The sequence below is a fragment of the Halopseudomonas phragmitis genome (genome assembly GCF_002056295.1).
GTDB lineage: Bacteria > Pseudomonadota > Gammaproteobacteria > Pseudomonadales > Pseudomonadaceae > Halopseudomonas > Halopseudomonas phragmitis.
In genome coordinates, this window is the sequence record NZ_CP020100.1 from 3,976,620 (window position 1) to 3,993,982 (window position 17,363).

15 protein-coding genes are annotated in these 17,363 nt (G+C 60.6%); 5 read left to right on the forward strand and 10 right to left on the reverse strand.

Annotated features, from left to right (window positions below):
• Positions 1-52 precede the first annotated feature (52 nt).
• On the forward strand, positions 53-616 hold the full coding sequence (locus tag BVH74_RS18380; protein WP_080051505.1) for a cob(I)yrinic acid a,c-diamide adenosyltransferase: 564 nt from the start codon (positions 53-55) through the stop codon (positions 614-616).
• A 58-nt stretch (positions 617-674) separates the two neighbouring features.
• On the opposite strand, the gene BVH74_RS18385 is transcribed toward BVH74_RS18380, so the two are convergent.
• From BVH74_RS18385 to BVH74_RS18400, 4 genes are all read right to left on the reverse strand, one after another.
• Positions 675-2,693, reverse strand: coding sequence for a methyl-accepting chemotaxis protein (locus BVH74_RS18385; protein ID WP_080051506.1), 2,019 nt, complete (start codon positions 2,691-2,693; stop codon positions 675-677).
• A 205-nt stretch (positions 2,694-2,898) separates the two neighbouring features.
• On the reverse strand, positions 2,899-3,708 hold the full coding sequence (ampE, locus tag BVH74_RS18390; RefSeq protein ID WP_080051507.1) for a regulatory signaling modulator protein AmpE: 810 nt from the start codon (positions 3,706-3,708) through the stop codon (positions 2,899-2,901).
• Positions 3,709-3,732: 24 nt separating this feature from the next.
• Positions 3,733-4,284, reverse strand: coding sequence for a 1,6-anhydro-N-acetylmuramyl-L-alanine amidase AmpD (gene ampD / locus BVH74_RS18395; protein WP_080051508.1), 552 nt, complete (start codon positions 4,282-4,284; stop codon positions 3,733-3,735).
• Positions 4,285-4,392: 108 nt separating this feature from the next.
• Positions 4,393-6,642: a DUF1631 domain-containing protein gene (locus BVH74_RS18400; protein WP_080051509.1), complete on the reverse strand. Its 2,250-nt coding sequence runs from the start codon at positions 6,640-6,642 to the stop codon at positions 4,393-4,395.
• A gap of 430 nt (positions 6,643-7,072) precedes the next feature.
• Between BVH74_RS18400 and BVH74_RS18405 the strand changes: the two genes are divergently transcribed.
• Positions 7,073-8,443, forward strand: coding sequence for an alanine/glycine:cation symporter family protein (locus BVH74_RS18405; RefSeq protein WP_080051510.1), 1,371 nt, complete (start codon positions 7,073-7,075; stop codon positions 8,441-8,443).
• Positions 8,444-8,525: 82 nt separating this feature from the next.
• The gene (gene nadC / locus BVH74_RS18410; RefSeq protein WP_080051511.1) at positions 8,526-9,377 is read left to right on the forward strand and encodes a carboxylating nicotinate-nucleotide diphosphorylase; all 852 of its coding nucleotides are present in this window, start codon (positions 8,526-8,528) and stop codon (positions 9,375-9,377) included.
• Positions 9,378-9,386: 9 nt separating this feature from the next.
• Here nadC and BVH74_RS18415 read toward each other — a convergent pair whose 3' ends face one another.
• Genes BVH74_RS18415 through tesB form a run of 3 tightly spaced genes read right to left on the reverse strand, consistent with a single transcriptional unit; the run spans position 9,387 to position 11,897 of the window.
• Positions 9,387-10,409 carry an HDOD domain-containing protein gene (locus tag BVH74_RS18415; protein ID WP_165443788.1) on the reverse strand — a complete coding sequence of 341 codons (1,023 nt, stop codon included), beginning with the start codon at positions 10,407-10,409 and terminating at the stop codon, positions 9,387-9,389.
• 37 nt (positions 10,410-10,446) lie between these two features.
• Complete coding sequence (locus BVH74_RS18420; protein ID WP_080051513.1) at positions 10,447-11,037, reverse strand: HAD family hydrolase; 591 nt, start codon at positions 11,035-11,037, stop codon at positions 10,447-10,449.
• Complete coding sequence (gene tesB, locus BVH74_RS18425) at positions 11,034-11,897, reverse strand: acyl-CoA thioesterase II (RefSeq protein ID WP_080051514.1); 864 nt, start codon at positions 11,895-11,897, stop codon at positions 11,034-11,036. The genes BVH74_RS18420 and tesB overlap by 4 nt, the downstream gene beginning before the upstream one ends.
• A 142-nt stretch (positions 11,898-12,039) precedes the next feature.
• Here tesB and BVH74_RS18430 point away from each other — a divergent pair, with 142 nt between their 5' ends.
• A complete protein-coding gene (locus tag BVH74_RS18430; RefSeq protein WP_080051515.1) occupies positions 12,040-12,963 on the forward strand; it encodes a histone deacetylase family protein in 924 nt (307 codons plus the stop codon).
• 75 nt (positions 12,964-13,038) lie between these two features.
• A complete protein-coding gene (locus BVH74_RS18435; protein WP_080051516.1) occupies positions 13,039-14,274 on the forward strand; it encodes a TIGR03862 family flavoprotein in 1,236 nt (411 codons plus the stop codon).
• Positions 14,275-14,536: 262 nt separating this feature from the next.
• On the opposite strand, the gene BVH74_RS18440 is transcribed toward BVH74_RS18435, so the two are convergent.
• From BVH74_RS18440 to BVH74_RS18450, 3 genes are all read right to left on the reverse strand, one after another.
• Positions 14,537-15,355 (reverse strand): SDR family oxidoreductase, encoded by an 819-nt coding sequence (locus BVH74_RS18440; RefSeq protein WP_080051517.1) that lies wholly within the window; start codon positions 15,353-15,355, stop codon positions 14,537-14,539.
• A 72-nt stretch (positions 15,356-15,427) separates the two neighbouring features.
• Positions 15,428-16,069, reverse strand: a complete 642-nt coding sequence (gene pdxH / locus BVH74_RS18445) for a pyridoxamine 5'-phosphate oxidase (RefSeq protein ID WP_080051518.1) — start codon at positions 16,067-16,069, stop codon at positions 15,428-15,430.
• Between the two features lie 79 nt (positions 16,070-16,148).
• Positions 16,149-17,321 carry a serine hydrolase domain-containing protein gene (locus BVH74_RS18450; RefSeq protein ID WP_080051519.1) on the reverse strand — a complete coding sequence of 391 codons (1,173 nt, stop codon included), beginning with the start codon at positions 17,319-17,321 and terminating at the stop codon, positions 16,149-16,151.
• Between the last annotated feature and the right edge of the window lie 42 nt (positions 17,322-17,363).

Genomic DNA, 17,363 nt, shown 5'->3' on the forward strand with positions numbered 1-17,363 from the left:
CGGCCCGTTTCACGCTAACCTAGTGTTTTTTGCTGTTAGGAGCGCGATTACCATGGGCTACCGCCTGAGCAAAGTCTATACCCGCACTGGCGACAAGGGGGACACCGGCCTGGCTGACGGCCAGCGCATTGGCAAGGATCACCCACGCATCGAAGCCATGGGCAGTGTCGATGAGCTGAACAGCCAGCTCGGTGTGCTGCTGGCCGAACTGGCCGGGCAGGGTCTGGACCGGTTCACCGCGCTGCTCGGACCAATTCAGCACCGCCTGTTTGATCTTGGCGGAGAATTGGCGATCCCCGGCCACCACATCATCGATGCCGGCGATGTGAGCGCACTGGAGCAACTGATTGATGACTACAACGCCGAACTGGAACCGCTGAAGAACTTCATTTTGCCCGGCGGCTCACGCTGCGTGGCCCAGGCCCACCTGGCCCGCAGCCAGTGCCGCCGGGCAGAGCGCCGGTATCTGAGCCTGGCACGCCAGGACGATGTCAATCCGCAGGCCCCAATCTATCTGAACCGGCTGTCAGACCTGCTGTTTGTCGTTGCTCGCTGCATCGCCAAGGCCGAGGGCACCCCCGAAGTGCTGTGGGCACCCAAGCCCAAACCGCAATAGCACCTTATAACGACAACGCCCCGGACCAGCCGGGGCGTTGATTCCACAACCAGAACGCTCAGACCCGGAAAGCACTGACGATTCGCTGCAGCTCCTGCACCAGTTGCCCCATGCGGTTGCTGGATTGCTCGGCTTGGCGGGCCCCCTCGGCAGTGCGTTCACCTGCATGGTTGATTTCGACGATGTTCTGATCGATATCATGGCTGACTGCGGTCTGCTGCTCGGCCGCAGCGGCGATCTGCTGGCTCTGATCAACAATCTGGGTTACCGCTGCCAGAATGTTGCCCAGCGCCTGCTGCACCTGCAAGGACGCATCCACCGCCTCGCCAGTCATGCTGTGGCTGGCACCCATGGCCTTAACCGCAGCCCCCACACCATCCTGCAGGCGCACGATCATCTGCTCGATTTCCTCAGTCGACTCCTGGGTCCGACGCGCCAGCGTACGCACCTCATCGGCCACCACAGCAAACCCCCGACCTTGCTCGCCGGCCCGGGCTGCCTCGATGGCCGCATTCAGCGCCAGCAGGTTGGTCTGCTCGGCCACACCCTTGATCACATCCAGCACCCGGCTGATTGAAGCGCTGTCATCGGCCAGCCGGTTGATCACATTCACCGAGTTCTCGATTTCCCGCGCCAGCTTCTCAATACCATCGACCGAAGCCTCGACTCGCTGCCGGCCATTGAGGGTTTCAGTGTTGACCTGCTCTGCATTGTTCACAGCCAGAGCAGCACTGCGTGCCACCTCCTGCGAGGTAGCAGCCATTTCATTCATGGCTGTAGCCACCTGCTCGATCTGGCTGCGCTGAGCAGCCACCGCCTGACTGCTTTCGGCCGAGATACTTTCTACCTGCTCGGACTGCTGCTGAACCTGATTGGAGGTCTGACCAACCTGACGAATCAGCTCGCGAATCCGGCCGATACTGTCATTGAACTCGGCAGCCAGCGCGCCCAGCTCGTCGCGACTGTCAACCTCGACCTGGACCGTCATATCGCCCCGCGCCACTTGCCCCATCTGCACTGACAACTTCTTCAGGGTTCTGCGGGTGGCCATGTAGAAGCCAGCATACAGATAGATGATCAGCACGATCACCAGTACCAGCGCGACCACCAGCAACACGGTGGCCCGGGTATTGGCCCCCAGACGCTGTTCAAGCACCCGCTCCAGGCTGTTGAGGATACCCGACCCCAACGCATAGGATTTGTCGATTTCGGCACTGATGCGCTGGAAGAACCCGGCCCAGTTACCATCCAGGCTGTTGGCCAGAATGATGTCTTCCTCGAAGATCTCACGGGTCTGCTCCACTGTAGCTAAACTGGCTTGCGCCGCCGTGCGCAACCCAGCTAAATCCGGATGACTCTGAATGAGCCCCAGCGCCTGCTGGTAGTCGGCCTGCAAGCGCCCCATGCTATCGACCAGATCGTCCATTTCCCGACTGGCGTCCGAGCTCAGATAGCCCTGCCCCATCGCATAACCACCGACCGCCCGACCATGACCCAAAGCTCCCGTCACCTGGGGAATACCATCCACCACCAGCGCGCCAAGTTGCCGTACCAGTGCATCGAAGTCCTGCAGTAGCCCCGCATAGCTGGCCGTCACAGACAACAGCGACAGCGAAGCACCATAAGCCTGGGACGACATGTCGGCCCGGGCGCGGATCGACTCTTGGCCAATACGGGTATAGAAGGCCAACAGCTCATCACGCTGCTTGATCATATCGGCCGCGCTAGCATCACCATTGCGATAAGGCAGGCCACGCAGTGCCTCGATGATCTGGTTGCGTTGCTCCAGAGTCCGCTGTTCCAGCGCTGCGGCCTGATCACCCTGCCCCAGATGGAAGGAAATCAGATCCAGATCTCTCAATACTTCAGCCCGCTTGACCACCTCCTGGGTCAGGCGTACCAGCTCCAGGCTGTCCAGTGCATGCTGGGACAACTGAACGCGTTCAAAGGACTGTTTGACCAGCATACTGCTGACCACAAGCAGGGGGACGAAAAACAGGACACTGATCAGGCAGAACTTCATGCCGTAGCTCAACCTGTTCATCAGTGCTATGGCGGGTGCCAGAAGACTGTTCACGCAGAATTCTCCTCAAATACAACGCCCCGTCGCTCTCGGGACTGGCCGCAGGCGCCAAACGCCGGCATAGCCATTATCGTTATGATTATTAAGCGGCCTCCTGGCTCGTTGTCAGTCTTCCTTGCGGTTATGGGCTCGCCTGCCAGGCAATCGAGCCATGATTAAATGTCTTACACCGCTACTATCGGCTAATACGCCGGCATCTTTAACCCAGCACAGCATAGAGCGCAATAAAGACTGCCCACACCAGCAACGAACGTTTAACCAACATCCGGACACTGGCCAATATGCCCTCATGCTCCGGTGTCGAGGCACCATCTTGCAAGGCTGCATCGGCGCACTGTTCAAGCAGTTCAGCATTGCTCAGTTCCCAGCGCGCAAACTGCCTGCGCAAAACCGCCAGGGTAGCGTCGAAATGCCCGACCAGCGCCAGACTAAGCCCTAACAGGCGGCTTGGCAGCCACTCCAGAGAGTGGCTCAACACATTGGCCAGCCCACCCTTCTCGCTACTGGCGCTAGCCAGCAGGCGATACCCCAAAGCTCCAAGCGGACCCAGCAACAAATACCAGAAAGCCGGCACGAAATAGCTATGGCAAGCCTCCCAAACCAACCGACCACGCACAGCCCTGAGTAACCCACTCGGCTCATCACAGACAATGCCCAGCTCCCGCTCAGCTACCAGACTGGCAGCTTCCTGATCACCGCGCGCCCAAGCCTGTTCCAACTCGCTGGTCATCGAGCCCAGCGGGTCACTGCGCCCAACGCACAGCAGCAATACAGCCGCATGCAGCACCAGACTGAAGAGCCCATACGCCATGCCCTGCACCCACCACAACAGGATTACCAGGGGTAACAGCGGCAACATCAGCAGCAGTATCCGCTGCCACTCGGCATGATTGCCCAGACGCACCTGCAGCCAGGTACTCCAGCGACCACACACATCGATCGGCAACCCATTGCGCCAAGGTGTGAAGCGCAAGATCAAGGCGACCAGCACCAGTACCAGAAAACTCATAGTGACTCTCCTTGTAGCCCCGGATCAGCGGGATTGACGCAGACTGCGCAGATAACGTCCCCAGTCGAAGGCAGGCCCCGGGTCAGTCTTGCGGCCCGGTGCAATGTGCTCATGCCCGGTAATCCGACTCAGGGTAATCGCCGGGTAGGCCTTGCGCAAACACTGAGTCAATGCACTCAGAGCCTGGTACTGGGCGTCGCTGTAGGGCACATCATCGGCACCTTCGAGCTCGATGCCGATCGAAAAGTCATTGCACTGATCTCGCCCGGCATACCGCGATTGCCCGGCATGCCAGGCACGATCCAGACAGGACACAAACTGGGTGATCTGGCCCGTACGCTCAATCAGAAAGTGAGCGGAGACCTGCATTCCGGCAATAAAGGTGAAGTAAGGATGGGCCGCGCTATCGAGCTGCCCCTGAAAGAACTGCTGAACATACCCACCGCCAAACTCGCCTGGCGGCAGACTGATGTTGTGAATTACCAACAGGGAGATGCTCTCGCCGGTCGGCCGTTGATTGAAATGTGGCGAGGGGCAATGAATCACCCCGCTAAGCCAGCCTTCATTGACCTGCATCGGCTTGGAACTCCGCTCACAGAGGAGGCCCTATGCTAGCAGGCCTGCCCGCCAGACGCACCCCGACCCCACTAAGAAGCCGGGAAGCCGCCGGCAGGCGACCGTGAATCAGTGACGCGCCGCCTGAATCTTGCGCAGGTTACCGATCACCGACTCCAGCGCCCGGTCGAACAGCTGATTGTCATCAAGCAGGCGCACCAGGCCAGCGTCGTAGTGCTGGGCCAGCGCCGCCGTGGTGAACTCGGCGACTTTAAGGCCGTTACGATTGACAAAGATATACTTGCCGCTAAAGGCAATGATCGCCGCCAGCTTGCAACGCTGGACCGGCTGCTCACTGCTCAGCGCCAGCTCGAACCAGCCGCCAGTATGCAGACTCTCGATCCAGGCACTGGCCTTGACACTGGGCAGGTCGTCCACCAGGACAGGTACAGCTTCGGACTCCGACTCAGGCATCACCGGCTCACAGATTTCGACCGCCGGCGGCGCAGGCTCTGGCTCAGAAATGACGCTCTGATCAGATTCAGGTTCCTCGAATGCTGGTTCAGCCACCACCGCCTCAACCCTGGATACGGTCTGATCCAACACTCGGGCCTGCAACCCCTCCAGGCGCTGCAGCAACTCGTTACTATGCGCATCATCCTGGCCGATCAGGGCAAAACCCTTCTGCAGGGCACGACGCACAGCCAGATGCATACTCTGACGACGCTCCAGCGGCTCATCGGAAGGCTCGATACCAGCCACCAGCTGCTCTGCCACCGCCACCACCTGACGCCAGGCTGGCGCCTCGCCACCCTCGCGCAACCAGGTTATCTGCATAACCTGGCTCCAGGTGTCGCGCAGCAGATCGACCACGAACACCGGCAGCACACGCCCTATCAACAAGCTGTTGAGACTGCGCGCCACTTCGCTGCGGGCGGCCTCAATACGCGCACGCCCCAACTCCGCGTCGCGGGTACGCTGCTCAATACGCTCCGAACGACGCTGCTCGGAACGCACAAACCCGGTTAACTCGCCATACAACGCTTCAAACAACTCAGGGCCCGGCTGGCTGTCAGCCAGCAACCGCTCAACGATAGATTCCAGCAAGCCATGCAACTGGTCGCGGCGCAGGTCATCATGATCACTCCAGCCCAGCGTTGCCCGCGCCAGCTCATTGAGCAGACGTCGAGCTGGATGGGCCGACTGACTAAAGAAGCTTTTGTCAGCAATCGCCACCCGTAGAATCGGCAGCTGCAGGCGTCCGATCATAGCCTTAAGCGCTGCCGGCAGTTCGTTATCATCAAGTATGAAGTCAAACAGCATCGACACCAAATTGATGACATCGTCGTCAATCCGATTGAGGGTGCGCGCCTCGCCGGTTGCCTGGCGTCGACTGTTCAGTAATTGCTGGACCCTGGTCCGCAAACCAGCCCCACCCATGTCTTCAGCAGCCAGATCGCCAGCCGGCAGCTGTGCCAACACGCTGAGCAATTCATGACTGGGAAGGGGGACGGCACCCGGAGTACCCAGTGCCGACAGGGCAGCATCGCCACTGGCATGCCGCCAGCTACCGATCAGATCACTGAACAGTGACAAAATTTGCTGCTCTTCCTGCTCGCGAACCTGAATACCACCACGCTCAACACTACCGGTGCCAGGAGCCGAGCGAACCGCACCACGCCCGACCTGCGCCAAGCGTAGATCAGGCATGATGCCCGCGGCGATCAATTGTTCATTAAGTTCGGCATAGAGCTGGTCAACCGGGTTGAACACATAGCGCTCGAACAGCTTGAAAATGATCAGCCGAACTTTGATGTCGAGTTGCAATGTGACCAGACTGTCAGCGAATACCTTGGCCAGCAACGCCGGTCCGAGAGGATTGCTGCGTTCCTCAATGTTGCGCTTGACCAGACTATTGATCCGGGTCGCTAGGTGCGCCAACGGCAATTGGTTGCGCGCGGTTACCCGGCCCACCATGCTATCCAGTGCAACGCTTTGCTCCAGCTCATCAGGCTGAACCAAGGCCAGGGTATCCAGCTCAAATGACAATCCGCCAACCGGTGAAACTTCGGGTCGATTTAGCTCTTCAAGCTCACGTACCAGGCCATCGGTACAGCTCTTTTCAATGGCGTGACGCTGCAGGCGGACCAGACGCATGGCTTCAAAAAACAGAGTCTGATCGGCGTTGCTGCCGGCCCGGTCAGCCATCTCGAACAGACTGTCGTCGGCATTGTCGAACAGGGCTGCCAATGTCGCGCGCAAATATCCGAGCGCCTTGTCGCGCACAGGCAACAACAACGTCGGAAGGGTGGATACCGGAACCGGCTCACTTGAGCGTCGGACACCACCTATGTGAACAACCTTGGAATCCTGGGACATGCGCTTTCTCCGGACAAGCCGTGCTTGTCATGAACAACGCCACCGGAGCTTACCCTGCAAAATGTGACCAACTATCCGTAAGTCATAAAATTGGCGTCAACATAAGGACGCATTATACCGTCTTTCACCGACTGTCCAGACAGCAGAACTCAAGTTTATGACCGACATCACAGATTCTCGGCACAAAACAGCCAAATAGTCCGCGAGACGCATTCTTGTAACAAATCGACGATCACAGGCAGGCTCGCCCCCGACAACCCCGCCATGCTGTGCACAGCGCCGAAGCAGAGCGCGCAATTGTGGTTTATGCTCAATAGCGTAAAGCGCCATGCTGGCGGCCAGCAATCAGCTCCGCCTATCACGGCGGGGCGAATGTTTCTGCCGCATTCGCACTAATGACTATAACAACCTCTTCGGGAGATTTTAATCGATGGAGTCGCTCATTGATGTGATCAACGCCATAAACGGCGTTGTTTGGGGGCCAGCAATGCTGATATTGCTGGCAGGTACCGGTCTGTACCTGACCTTCGGTCTCAAGTTCACGCCACAACGCCGTATCGGCTTCGGTTTCAAGATGCTGTGGAAAGGTCGCAAGAGCAGTGAAGAGGGCGATATCAGCCCTTTCAACGCCCTGATGACCGCACTGTCAGCCACCATCGGTACCGGTAACATCGCCGGCGTGGCCACCGCCCTGTTTTTCGGCGGTCCCGGCGCACTGTTCTGGATGTGGGCCATCGCAGTGGTCGGCATGGCCACCAAATTCACCGAAGCGGTGTTGGCGGTCCACTTCCGGGAAAAGGATGCACTGGGCAACCACGTCGGCGGCCCGATGTACTACATCAAAAATGGCCTGGGCCCGAAATGGAAGTGGCTTGGTGTTCTGTTCGCCATCTTCGGCATGCTGGCCGGTTTCGGTATCGGCAACACCATTCAGTCCAATTCGGTCTCCGACGCCCTGTCGAGCACATTTGGCATCCACCCACTGGTGACCGGGATCGTGATTGCCGTGCTGGTTGCCCTGGTACTGCTCGGCGGCATCAAGCGCATCGGTGAAGTGGCGGGCAAGCTGGTCCCGCTGATGGCGCTGTTCTATGTAGGTGGCGGCCTGATCATCCTGATCATCCATGCCGACAAGCTGCCGGAAGCCTTCGGCATGATCTTCTACTACGCCTTCAACCCGATCGCTGCTACCGGCGGTTTCGCTGGCGCCGCCGTCTGGGCAGCGATGCGCTTCGGTATCGCCCGTGGGGTGTTCTCCAACGAGGCAGGTCTGGGCAGCGCGCCGATTGCTCACGCAGCAGCTCAAACCAACAACCCGATCCGTCAGGGCACCGTAGCCATGCTCGGCACCTTCATCGACACCATCATCGTCTGCTCGATCACCGGCCTGGTGATTCTAGTAACCGGTGTCTGGGATAGCGGAGCCAACGGAGCCTCGCTGTCGGCTATGGCGTTCAATGCAGGCCTGCCGGGCGGCTGGGGTCAGTACATTGTCAGTATCGGTCTAGCTGTGTTTGCCTTCACCACCATCATTGGCTGGAGCTTCTATGGTGAAAAGTGCACCCAGTTCCTGTTCGGCGAACGATCCAACCTGCCGTTCCGCCTGATCTGGGTGCTTGCCATTCCGCTTGGCACCCTACCAGCAATCGACCTGGGCACCATCTGGCTGGTGGCCGACACCCTGAATGCGATGATGGCTATCCCCAACCTGATTGCCCTGCTACTGCTCAGTCCGGTGGTCTTCAAGCTGACCAAGGACTACTTCAGCAACCCGGCCAATCTGCTCAAGGAAACCAAGTAAGCACTTCAGCCCGGGCCGCCCCGCAACGGCCCGGGCTTTAGGGTATACTCCCGCGCATTATCGATGTGCTCCCGGAGTCCGCATGCCCAACCTGACCCTTGCCAGCCTGCACACCAGCATTGAAGAAGATGTGCGTCGCGCCCTGACTGAAGATGTCGGCAGTGGCGATATCACTGCTGCACTGATTCCCGCCGAACGCCAGGCTCAGGCCCGGATCATCACCCGTGAACCGGCCGTATTCTGTGGCGTGGCCTGGGCCAACGAAGTGCTGCGTCAGGTTGACCCCAAGATTCACGCCGACTGGCACGCCGCCGATGGCGATCAATTGCAGGCCAACCAGACCCTGTGCCTGCTGCAAGGCCCGGCCCGTGGGCTGCTGACCGCCGAGCGCAGCATACTCAATTTCCTGCAAACCCTGTCAGCTACGGCAACACGCAGCCGCCATTTCGCCAATCTGGTTGAAGGCACCAATGTGCGCCTGCTCGATACCCGAAAAACCCTGCCGGGCCTACGTCTGGCGCAGAAATACGCAGTGACCTGCGGCGGCTGCGACAACCACCGCATCGGTCTGTACGATGCCTTCCTGATCAAGGAAAATCATATCGCCACCTGCGGCGGCATCGCCCAGGCGATCACTGCCGCCCGGGCTCTGGCGCCGGGCAAGCCGGTAGAGGTCGAAGTGGAAAGCCTGGATGAACTGCGCCAAGCGCTTGAGGCTGGCGCCGACATTATCATGCTCGACGAACTCAGCCTGGAAGACATGCGCACGGCCGTTCAACTGACCGCTGGCCGGGCCAAGCTGGAAGCCTCTGGCGGCATCAATGAAACCACCCTGCGCAGCGTCGCTGAAACCGGGGTCGATTACATTTCAATCGGCAGTCTGACCAAGGACATCAAGGCGGTGGACCTGTCCATGCGCCTGCATCTGCTGTAAGCAAAACGCTTACGAACAGCGCTCCAGCGCCTGCCGGGCCACCTGCAGGCGCCGCATTTGCAGTTCGTTGACCGGCTCCTGCGACGCCGCAGCAAGCCCACTTCTAGTCGCCAGCAATTGCTGCTGACAAACACGCATGGCCAGCTCCAGACGCTCTACATCTGCCGCCGGTGCCAGCACCTGTGCAGACTCGGTCATAGCCTCGAGTACCTGATAGCACCCAGCCGGAAAGTTCCAGGCCCGAGCCACCCCGGCATTCAAACGCCGGCCCAGACGCAGCCAGTCGCGCAAAAACAACTCGCTGGCCACATAACCACCACGAGGGAAACGACTATCCAGCAACTGACAACCCACCATCAACCCCAGGTGACTGCAGATGCCGGCTAGATAGGCATGAAACTCATTACCACGCTCGGCCCGCGCCAGTGCGGCGCAAACCTGAGCCACCCGTTCCGACTGGCGCCACAGCAGATCGCCGGCCAACTGACCGAAATGGCCGTCACGGGTATTGAAGATCGGCCGTACCAGCAGATTGGCCACAACCTGGCGCAGCCCTCGCTCGCCCAGCAACACTACCGCCTGCTCAAGACTGGTGACTTCCTTGCTGCGCCGATAGTAGGAACTGTTGGCCACACGCAAGACTTCACCAACCGCCACCAGATCACGCCCGATCATCTCGGCCAACCCCTTGCTGCTGACCGTAGGGCTACGGAAATGGCTCATCAGTTGCGGCAATAAAGACGGCAACCTGGGTACCAGGCTGGAGTCCTTCAAGTCCCCCGCCAGCACGCCTTTCAAGGCCTTCAAGGCCTGCTGTTCGAATTCGTTCGGAGGTTGTATCAGCGGCGTATCGAGACCAAACAGGCTAGCCACAACCGCCAATTCCAGGTCAGTGTTCAGCTGGGCGGGGGCAGAGGCTGCGACAGGCGATTCTCGATGCGATACCTTTGGCGGCTCTCCGGCAACAACAGGCTCAACCCTGGCCGGGGCTGGTTGGCGGCCCAGCAGCCGATGCATCAGTTGGCGCAGCATGCACTCACCTGCCGGCATGCGCCCACCCCCAGGCCCATCAAGCCTTCAGTTCCCAAAGTAACTGGCGACAATCCGGCAGATGCCAGTCAGCCAGCGCCGGCCACAGGTTACTGTCATGCACCAGGCAGGTACGACAGCCCGCCGCCCGCCCAGCCTCAAGATCAAACCGATAATCGCCGACCATGACCGCCTGTTCGGCTGACAACCCCCAACTGTCCAGCAGCAGCCGAATTCCACCAGGGTCCGGTTTGGGTGGCGCATCATCCCGCCCCAGAATACTGCCAGCGGCAAAACAATCGAGCACCCCGATAACCTCCAGTGACGAAGCGGCCACCTGACGCAGATTACGAGTCAGGATCCCCAGATGCTTACCCTCACGATGCAACTGGCGGACCAAGTCGGCCGCTCCCGGAGCCGGCTCGACCTCGCGCGCAAGACGCAGCTCAATGGCGTTCAATTCAGCCTGCATGGCCAGCCGCTCTGCCCCCGGCAAGGCCGCCATATACCCTAGGATGTCCTGTTCGGCCGGCACTCCCAGCTCACGACGAATGGCCGGAAAATCATGCTGAGCGATGGTCAGGGTGCCATCCAGATCAAAGATCCAGGCCTGCAGATCGCGCATGATCAGGGCTGCAGCTTGCGCATCAGCGACTCCTGGGTTACCGATGCTACCAGCACCCCGTCGCGATTGAAGATCTGCCCACGTGACAGGCCACGCGAACCACTGGCTGACGGGCTATCCATGGCGTACAGCAGCCAGTCATCCATGCGCAACGGGCGGTGATACCAAAGCGCATGATCCAGGCTGGCCACCTGGGTATCCCGGGACCACGACGATACCGCATGGGGCTGCAGCGCAGTGCCCAGCAGGTGGAAGTCCGAAGCGTAGGCCAGCAGATAGCGGTGTACCTGCGGGTCGTTAGGCAGACTGCCATCGGCCTTGAACCACATATAGCGGCGCGGCTCGGCCGGCTTCGGGTCGAACGGCGAGAAATTACCGACCGGGCGAATCTCGATCGGCTTGTCCATGATCACCTTGTCGCGCACCTTTTCGTGGATCAGGTGCTGGTAGCGACGGGTCAGCTCGGTCTCATTAGCCAACCCTTCCGGCCCGGGAACATCAGGCATCTCGACCTGATGTGAATAGCCCTCTTCATCCCCCTGAAACGAGCAGATCATGGTGAAGATCGGCTTGCCCTTCTGGATCGCCTGCACCCGGCGGGTAGTAAAACTGCCGCCGTCACGCAACGGATCGACCTGATAGACAATCGGCAGGCTGGCATCGCCCGGGCGCAGGAAGTACCCATGCACCGAATGCACATGCCGCTCGGCTGCAACTGTCTGACTGGCGGCCGACAGCGACTGGCCCAATACCTGGCCGCCGAACAACTGCTTGAAGCCCAGATCCTGACTCATTCCGCGGAACAGGTTTTCTTCGATCTTTTCCAACGCCAACAGGCGTACCAGATCATCCAGCAGTTGGCTCATATGGGCTCCTCGACAGCAAACAGGGATACTGCGACAGCCTGCCGCAGCAACGTTCATTCTAACCACGAACCCGGGATTTGGGTAACATTGCCAAGCCAGCATGGCGCTATATCGATTCATTCCGGAACATAAAGGCCACCCCATGGACATTCCTCTGGTGTACCACCCGGATTACAGTTTCGAGTTTCCCGAGCAACATCGTTTTCCGATGGACAAGTTCGTGCGCCTGCACGATCACCTGCGTGCCAGCGGCGTTCTGCATACTGACAACCTGCATCAACCCACGCATTGCCCCGATGAAATCCTGAGTCTGGCCCACGACCCCGGCTACGTCGCCCGCTTTCGTAACAACAGCCTCGGCCCGCAGGAACTGCGACGCCTGGGGCTGCCCTGGAGCGAGGCGCTGGTGCGCCGTACCACCCGCGCGGTTGGTGGCTCACTGCTGACCGCCGAACTGGCCCTTCAGCACGGTCTGGCCTGCCATCTGGCCGGCGGCACCCACCACGCCCACTACGACTTCGCCTCAGGGTTTTGCGTCTACAACGACCTGGCAATCATCAGCCGCTACCTGCTCACCAGTGGCCGCATCCAGCGGGTGCTGATTTTCGACTGCGACGTGCATCAGGGCGACGGTACTGCCCGTATCCTCGAACACGACAGCGAAGCCATTACCGTCTCACTGCATTGCGAAAGCAACTTCCCTGCGCGCAAGGCTCACAGTGACTGGGACATTCCCCTGCCCCGACAGTTGGATGACGCAGGCTATCTCAAGGTAGTCGAAGATGTACTGGGCTACCTGCTGCCGCTCTACCAGCCCGACCTGGTCCTCTATGACGCTGGGGTTGACGTGCACCGGGACGACGCCCTGGGCTATCTGAACCTGACCGACCAGGGCCTGGCAGCCCGTGACCGCCTCGTTCTGGAGCATTGCCTGGGCCGTGACATTCCGGTCTGCGCCGTGATCGGCGGTGGTTACTCCAAAGACCGCGATGCCCTGGCACGGCGTCACGGCATACTCCACCACTGCGCCCAGACCATCTGGCACGAACGCGGGCTAGGCCGCTGACCCCAGTCTGCAGCATTTGCCGGGCTGCCCGGCTTTACTTACACTGCGCGCTCTGCCTGATACGACGACACGCCGATGCCCACCAATCGCCCCAACATTGCCATTATCGGCGCAGGTCCGACCGGCCTGATGGCCGCCGAACGTCTCAGTGCGGCAGGCTTGCAGGTTGACTTGTATGACGCCATGCCCTCGGTCGGACGCAAGTTTCTGCTGGCCGGAGTCGGCGGCATGAACATTACCCACTCAGAACCCAAACCGGAGTTCATTCAGCGCTACCGTGAAGCCAGCGATTGGGTCGGGCAATGGCTTGCGCAGTTCGACGCCGAGCAGTTACGCAACTGGATTCAAGGGCTGGGCATCGACACTTTCATCGGCAGCTCCGGCCGGGTGTTCCCCACCGACATGAAAGCCGCCCCGCTGTTGCGGGCCTGGCTGCGGCGCCTGCGTGATCAGGGCGTGCAACTGCATACCCGGCATCGCTGGCTCGGCTGGGAGCAACAACAACTACGCTTCGACACCCCCGCCGGCCCCTATCTGGCCCAGGCCGACGCCACGGTACTGACTCTGGGCGGCGGCAGTTGGGCGCGCCTGGGCTCGGACGGACACTGGACTGAGCTGCTCGAACCCTGTGGCGTGGAAATCAACCCACTGCGCCCGGCCAACTGCGGGTTCATCTGTCACTGGAGTGAATATCTCAGCCAGCGTTTCGCCGGTCAGCCGCTGAAACCGGTCATTGCCCAAGTCACCAGCGCCAGCGGTGAGATACTGAGCCGGCGCGGCGAATGCATTGTCACCCACGATGGCATGGAGGGCAGCCTGATCTACGCTCTGTCTGCCGAACTGCGCCAACAACTGGAACAACAGGGGCAAGCCCGATTGACCCTGGATATGGCGCCCGACCGTGACCAGGCCCAGCTCGAACGGCTACTCAGCCAACCGCGCAAGGGCCAGTCACTGGCCTCAGTGCTGCGCAAAAAAGCCGGCCTCGACCCGCTCAAAGTGGCCCTGCTGCATGAGCACCTGTGCCATGAACAGCTACAGAACCCGGCAGCATTGGCGGCTGGCATCAAACAGCTCGGCATCAACTTCAGCGCCACCCGGCCGCTGGACGAGGCGATCAGCAGCGCCGGCGGCGTGATGGCCACGGCGCTGACCCACGGTCTGATGCTCAAAGCCCTGCCTGGAGTGTTTTGTGCCGGAGAAATGCTCGACTGGGAAGCGCCGACCGGCGGCTACCTGCTGACCGCCTGTTTCGCCAGCGGCCAGGTGGTCGCAAACGGGGTACTGGAGTGGCTGGACAATAAATCCTAGGGCTGTTGACGTTTCATCGTAACCGCGCTGGAGCCGGGCTGGGCGCAGAGCGCCTTTGGAGGGCCCCATGCACGGGAACGATCTAATCCCCTGGGAGTGTCGCGCGCCTGCGCGACACAGAGCTATCCTGCAACACCTTGCTATCCGGCAGCTCCAGCATCGCGCGGCGCTGGGCGGCATTCCGACGACGCTCCCCAGATCAGGCACCAGTCTCCGTGCAATCCCCTGAGACTGAGCTTATGTGCAATTAATCAGTGTTTTCCTAACGGGAATGATTGAGCCCTGACAGTTTCGGCAGCATCCAGCGCTCGAACAACCGCGGGAACAGCCGTGCCACCAGTCGCGCACGCCAGTCGACATTGGACAGTACCAGCAGACGCTTGCGCTTGAGCGCACCATGGTAAATGTCGTCAGCCACATCGGTTGGCGAGGCGACCTTGAACGGCGTATTGATCACCTGCTGGCTGATCGAGCCATCGCCCACCAGGGCATTCTTGCGGATATCGGTGGCGGTGAACCCGGGGCTAACCAGCATGACATTGACCCCCTGCTCACGTACCTCCATACGCAATGTCTCGAACAACCCATGCAGGGCATGCTTGCTGGCATTGTAGGCGCTGCGATAGAGCAAAGGCGCAAAGCCGGACAGTGAGCTGAGCACGATCACCTGGCCCTGACGCTCGATCAGACTGGCCAAAGCATACCGGGTGCAATGCAGAGCGCCGAAGTAATTGACCGCCATGACCCGGCGAAATACCGCCAGTTCGGTTTCGGCAAAGGCGCTGCGATGGGTGATGCCGGCGTTGTTGATCAGTACATCGATACCGCCGAAATGCTCGATCACCTGGCAGATGGCTTGCTCGCACTGGGCTTCGTCGGCAACATCACAGTGCAGCGCCAGCACTTCGGCGTTGAGCTTATCCATCAACTGTTGGCGGAAGGCAACCAGCGTCTCGTCCTGAATATCGAGAATCGCGATCCGCGCACCGGCATGGGCAAAACGCAATGCCAGTGCCCGGCCGATTCCAGCGCAACCACCGGTGATCACCACCACCTTGTTGTGAAAAACGCCAATCCCCATGCCGGTCTCCTGCTGTTTTTCAGCAGTATGGAAGCGGGGGTGGCGCGGTGCAAGGTTTGCCGTCAGCGCGACTCAGGGCGCCAGCCGTTCACGCAGCCAGCCTCCATCGCTGCGGCGATAGACCAGCCGATCATGCAGCCGGCTTGGCCGGCCCTGCCAGAACTCGATCAGCTCGGGCACCAGCCGATAGCCGCCCCAATGGGGCGGGCGCGGCGGGAGAGTATCGGCATACTGCTCCTGTAGCCCGGCAAGCTTTTGCTCCAGCACTTCACGATTGGCGATTACCTGGCTTTGCGGCGAGGCCCAGGCGCCCAGCCGGCTACCCAGCGGGCGGCTTTGGTAGTAAACATCGGACTCCTCGGCACTGATGCGCTCGACCCGCCCTTCGATCCGCGCCTGACGCTCCAGGTCATGCCACCAGAAGGTCATCGCCGCCTGCGGATGGGACTCCAGTTGCTGGCCCTTGGCACTCTGGTAATTGGTGAAGAACACGAAGCCGCGCTCATCGAAATCTTTGAGCAACAGGGTGCGCAGGTGCGGCTGCCCCTGCTCATCAACGCTGGCCAACATCATCGCATTGGCTTCGGTACGCTCGACCTCGACAGCCTGGGAAAACCACTGGGCAAACAGGCGGAAAGGCTCGTCGGGGGCCTGGCTTTCCAGCAGGCCATCACGGGTATATTCACGACGCAGGTCGGCAATGCTCGGTTTCATGCAACAAGACTCCTGACAATTATCCGTTCATGCTAGCAGCACAGCCCAAGCCACTGCATTGATCCCGAGCAAGCCTCGCTCAGTCAAGCTGACGCAAACAGCGATACACCTCTCGGCTCAAGGCCAGCGCCCGCGGGTCCATCAGCACGTAAGGGCCCATGGTATTGGTCACATAACCGAACCCGACCTGCGCCTGCGGATCACAGAACCCCAGGGCGCCACCGGCACCGGGGTGACCCCAGGCCTGCGGCCCCATGCCGAAACCACCACCCTCATAATCTTGTTCGAGCATGACCCCCAAGCCAAACCGGGTCGGCGCCAGCAGCGTGCGGTCCATCCCCTGACTATGCTCCTGCGCCATCAACCCGACCAGTTCACTGTCGAGCAGGTGCACGCCATCCAGACTGCCGCCGTGCGCCAGTACCTGCCAGAAGCGCGCCAGCGCGCGGGCATTGCCGGTACCGTTGGCAGAGAAGATCTCGGCCTGCTTCCACTCGCGGGTATTGGTGCTGGTCATCATGCTCGACGGGTTGCCAAAGGCCTTGGCGGCCAGACTGTCGGGCTGGCCCATGGCGGCAAACAGGGCCCGGGCATATTCATCGCCGTATTGATTGCGCAGTCGCGAGACATGGGCCACCCGGTCCAGCTCGGCATCCGGCACCCCAACGAAGAAATCCATGCCCAATGCGGCGCAGACATGCTGATTGATATAGGCCCCGGGGCGCTGCCCGCTGACCCGACGCAAGGGTTCACCCAGCAGCCAGGCATAGCTGACCGGCGCGTAGCCATGGGCACTGCCGGGCGTCCACCAGGGCTCCTGCTGCTCAAGCGCAGCCACCATCGCCTGCCAGTCGAACAGTGCCTCCGGGGGCAACGGTTTGGCCACGGCGGACAGCGCCGAACGGTGGCCCAGCACCTGACGCAGCGTCACGGCCTGTTTACCAGCGACGGCAAACTCCGGCCAGACCTCGGCCAGCGGGCTGTCCAGCCCGATGCGTCCGGCCTCGACCTGCTGCAACAGAGCAACCGCGCCCAGCGGCTTGGTGCAGGAAAACACATTGACCAGGGTGTCCTGTTCCCAGACCTGACGGTTGTCCTTGTCCATCACCCCCTGCCACAGATCCAGCACGGTTTCGTTGCCAACCGTTACGCACAGCGCCGCGCCGCGGGCCTGGGGGTCAGCCATCTGCTCGGCGAACAGCTCTCGAACGGAGGCAAAACGCGGATCGAAATAACCCTGGGGCATGGTCATACAGCTTCCTTTATCGATTGTTTTCCAGCCAGAGATAAGACG

What these genes read in the sequence shown, in the direction of transcription:
- BVH74_RS18380 (WP_080051505.1), top strand. Translation starts at nt 53, where the DNA reads ATGGGCTACCGCCTGAGCAAAGTCTATACCCGCACTGGCGACAAGGGG.
- ampE (WP_080051507.1), bottom strand. Translation starts at nt 3,708, where the DNA reads ATGAGTTTTCTGGTACTGGTGCTGGTCGCCTTGATCTTGCGCTTCACA.
- ampD (WP_080051508.1), bottom strand. Translation starts at nt 4,284, where the DNA reads ATGCAGGTCAATGAAGGCTGGCTTAGCGGGGTGATTCATTGCCCCTCG.
- BVH74_RS18400 (WP_080051509.1), bottom strand. Translation starts at nt 6,642, where the DNA reads ATGTCCCAGGATTCCAAGGTTGTTCACATAGGTGGTGTCCGACGCTCA.
- BVH74_RS18405 (WP_080051510.1), top strand. Translation starts at nt 7,073, where the DNA reads ATGGAGTCGCTCATTGATGTGATCAACGCCATAAACGGCGTTGTTTGG.
- nadC (WP_080051511.1), top strand. Translation starts at nt 8,526, where the DNA reads ATGCCCAACCTGACCCTTGCCAGCCTGCACACCAGCATTGAAGAAGAT.
- BVH74_RS18415 (WP_165443788.1), bottom strand. Translation starts at nt 10,409, where the DNA reads ATGCTGCGCCAACTGATGCATCGGCTGCTGGGCCGCCAACCAGCCCCG.
- tesB (WP_080051514.1), bottom strand. Translation starts at nt 11,897, where the DNA reads ATGAGCCAACTGCTGGATGATCTGGTACGCCTGTTGGCGTTGGAAAAG.
- BVH74_RS18430 (WP_080051515.1), top strand. Translation starts at nt 12,040, where the DNA reads ATGGACATTCCTCTGGTGTACCACCCGGATTACAGTTTCGAGTTTCCC.
- BVH74_RS18435 (WP_080051516.1), top strand. Translation starts at nt 13,039, where the DNA reads ATGCCCACCAATCGCCCCAACATTGCCATTATCGGCGCAGGTCCGACC.
- BVH74_RS18440 (WP_080051517.1), bottom strand. Translation starts at nt 15,355, where the DNA reads ATGGGGATTGGCGTTTTTCACAACAAGGTGGTGGTGATCACCGGTGGT.
- pdxH (WP_080051518.1), bottom strand. Translation starts at nt 16,069, where the DNA reads ATGAAACCGAGCATTGCCGACCTGCGTCGTGAATATACCCGTGATGGC.
- BVH74_RS18450 (WP_080051519.1), bottom strand. Translation starts at nt 17,321, where the DNA reads ATGACCATGCCCCAGGGTTATTTCGATCCGCGTTTTGCCTCCGTTCGA.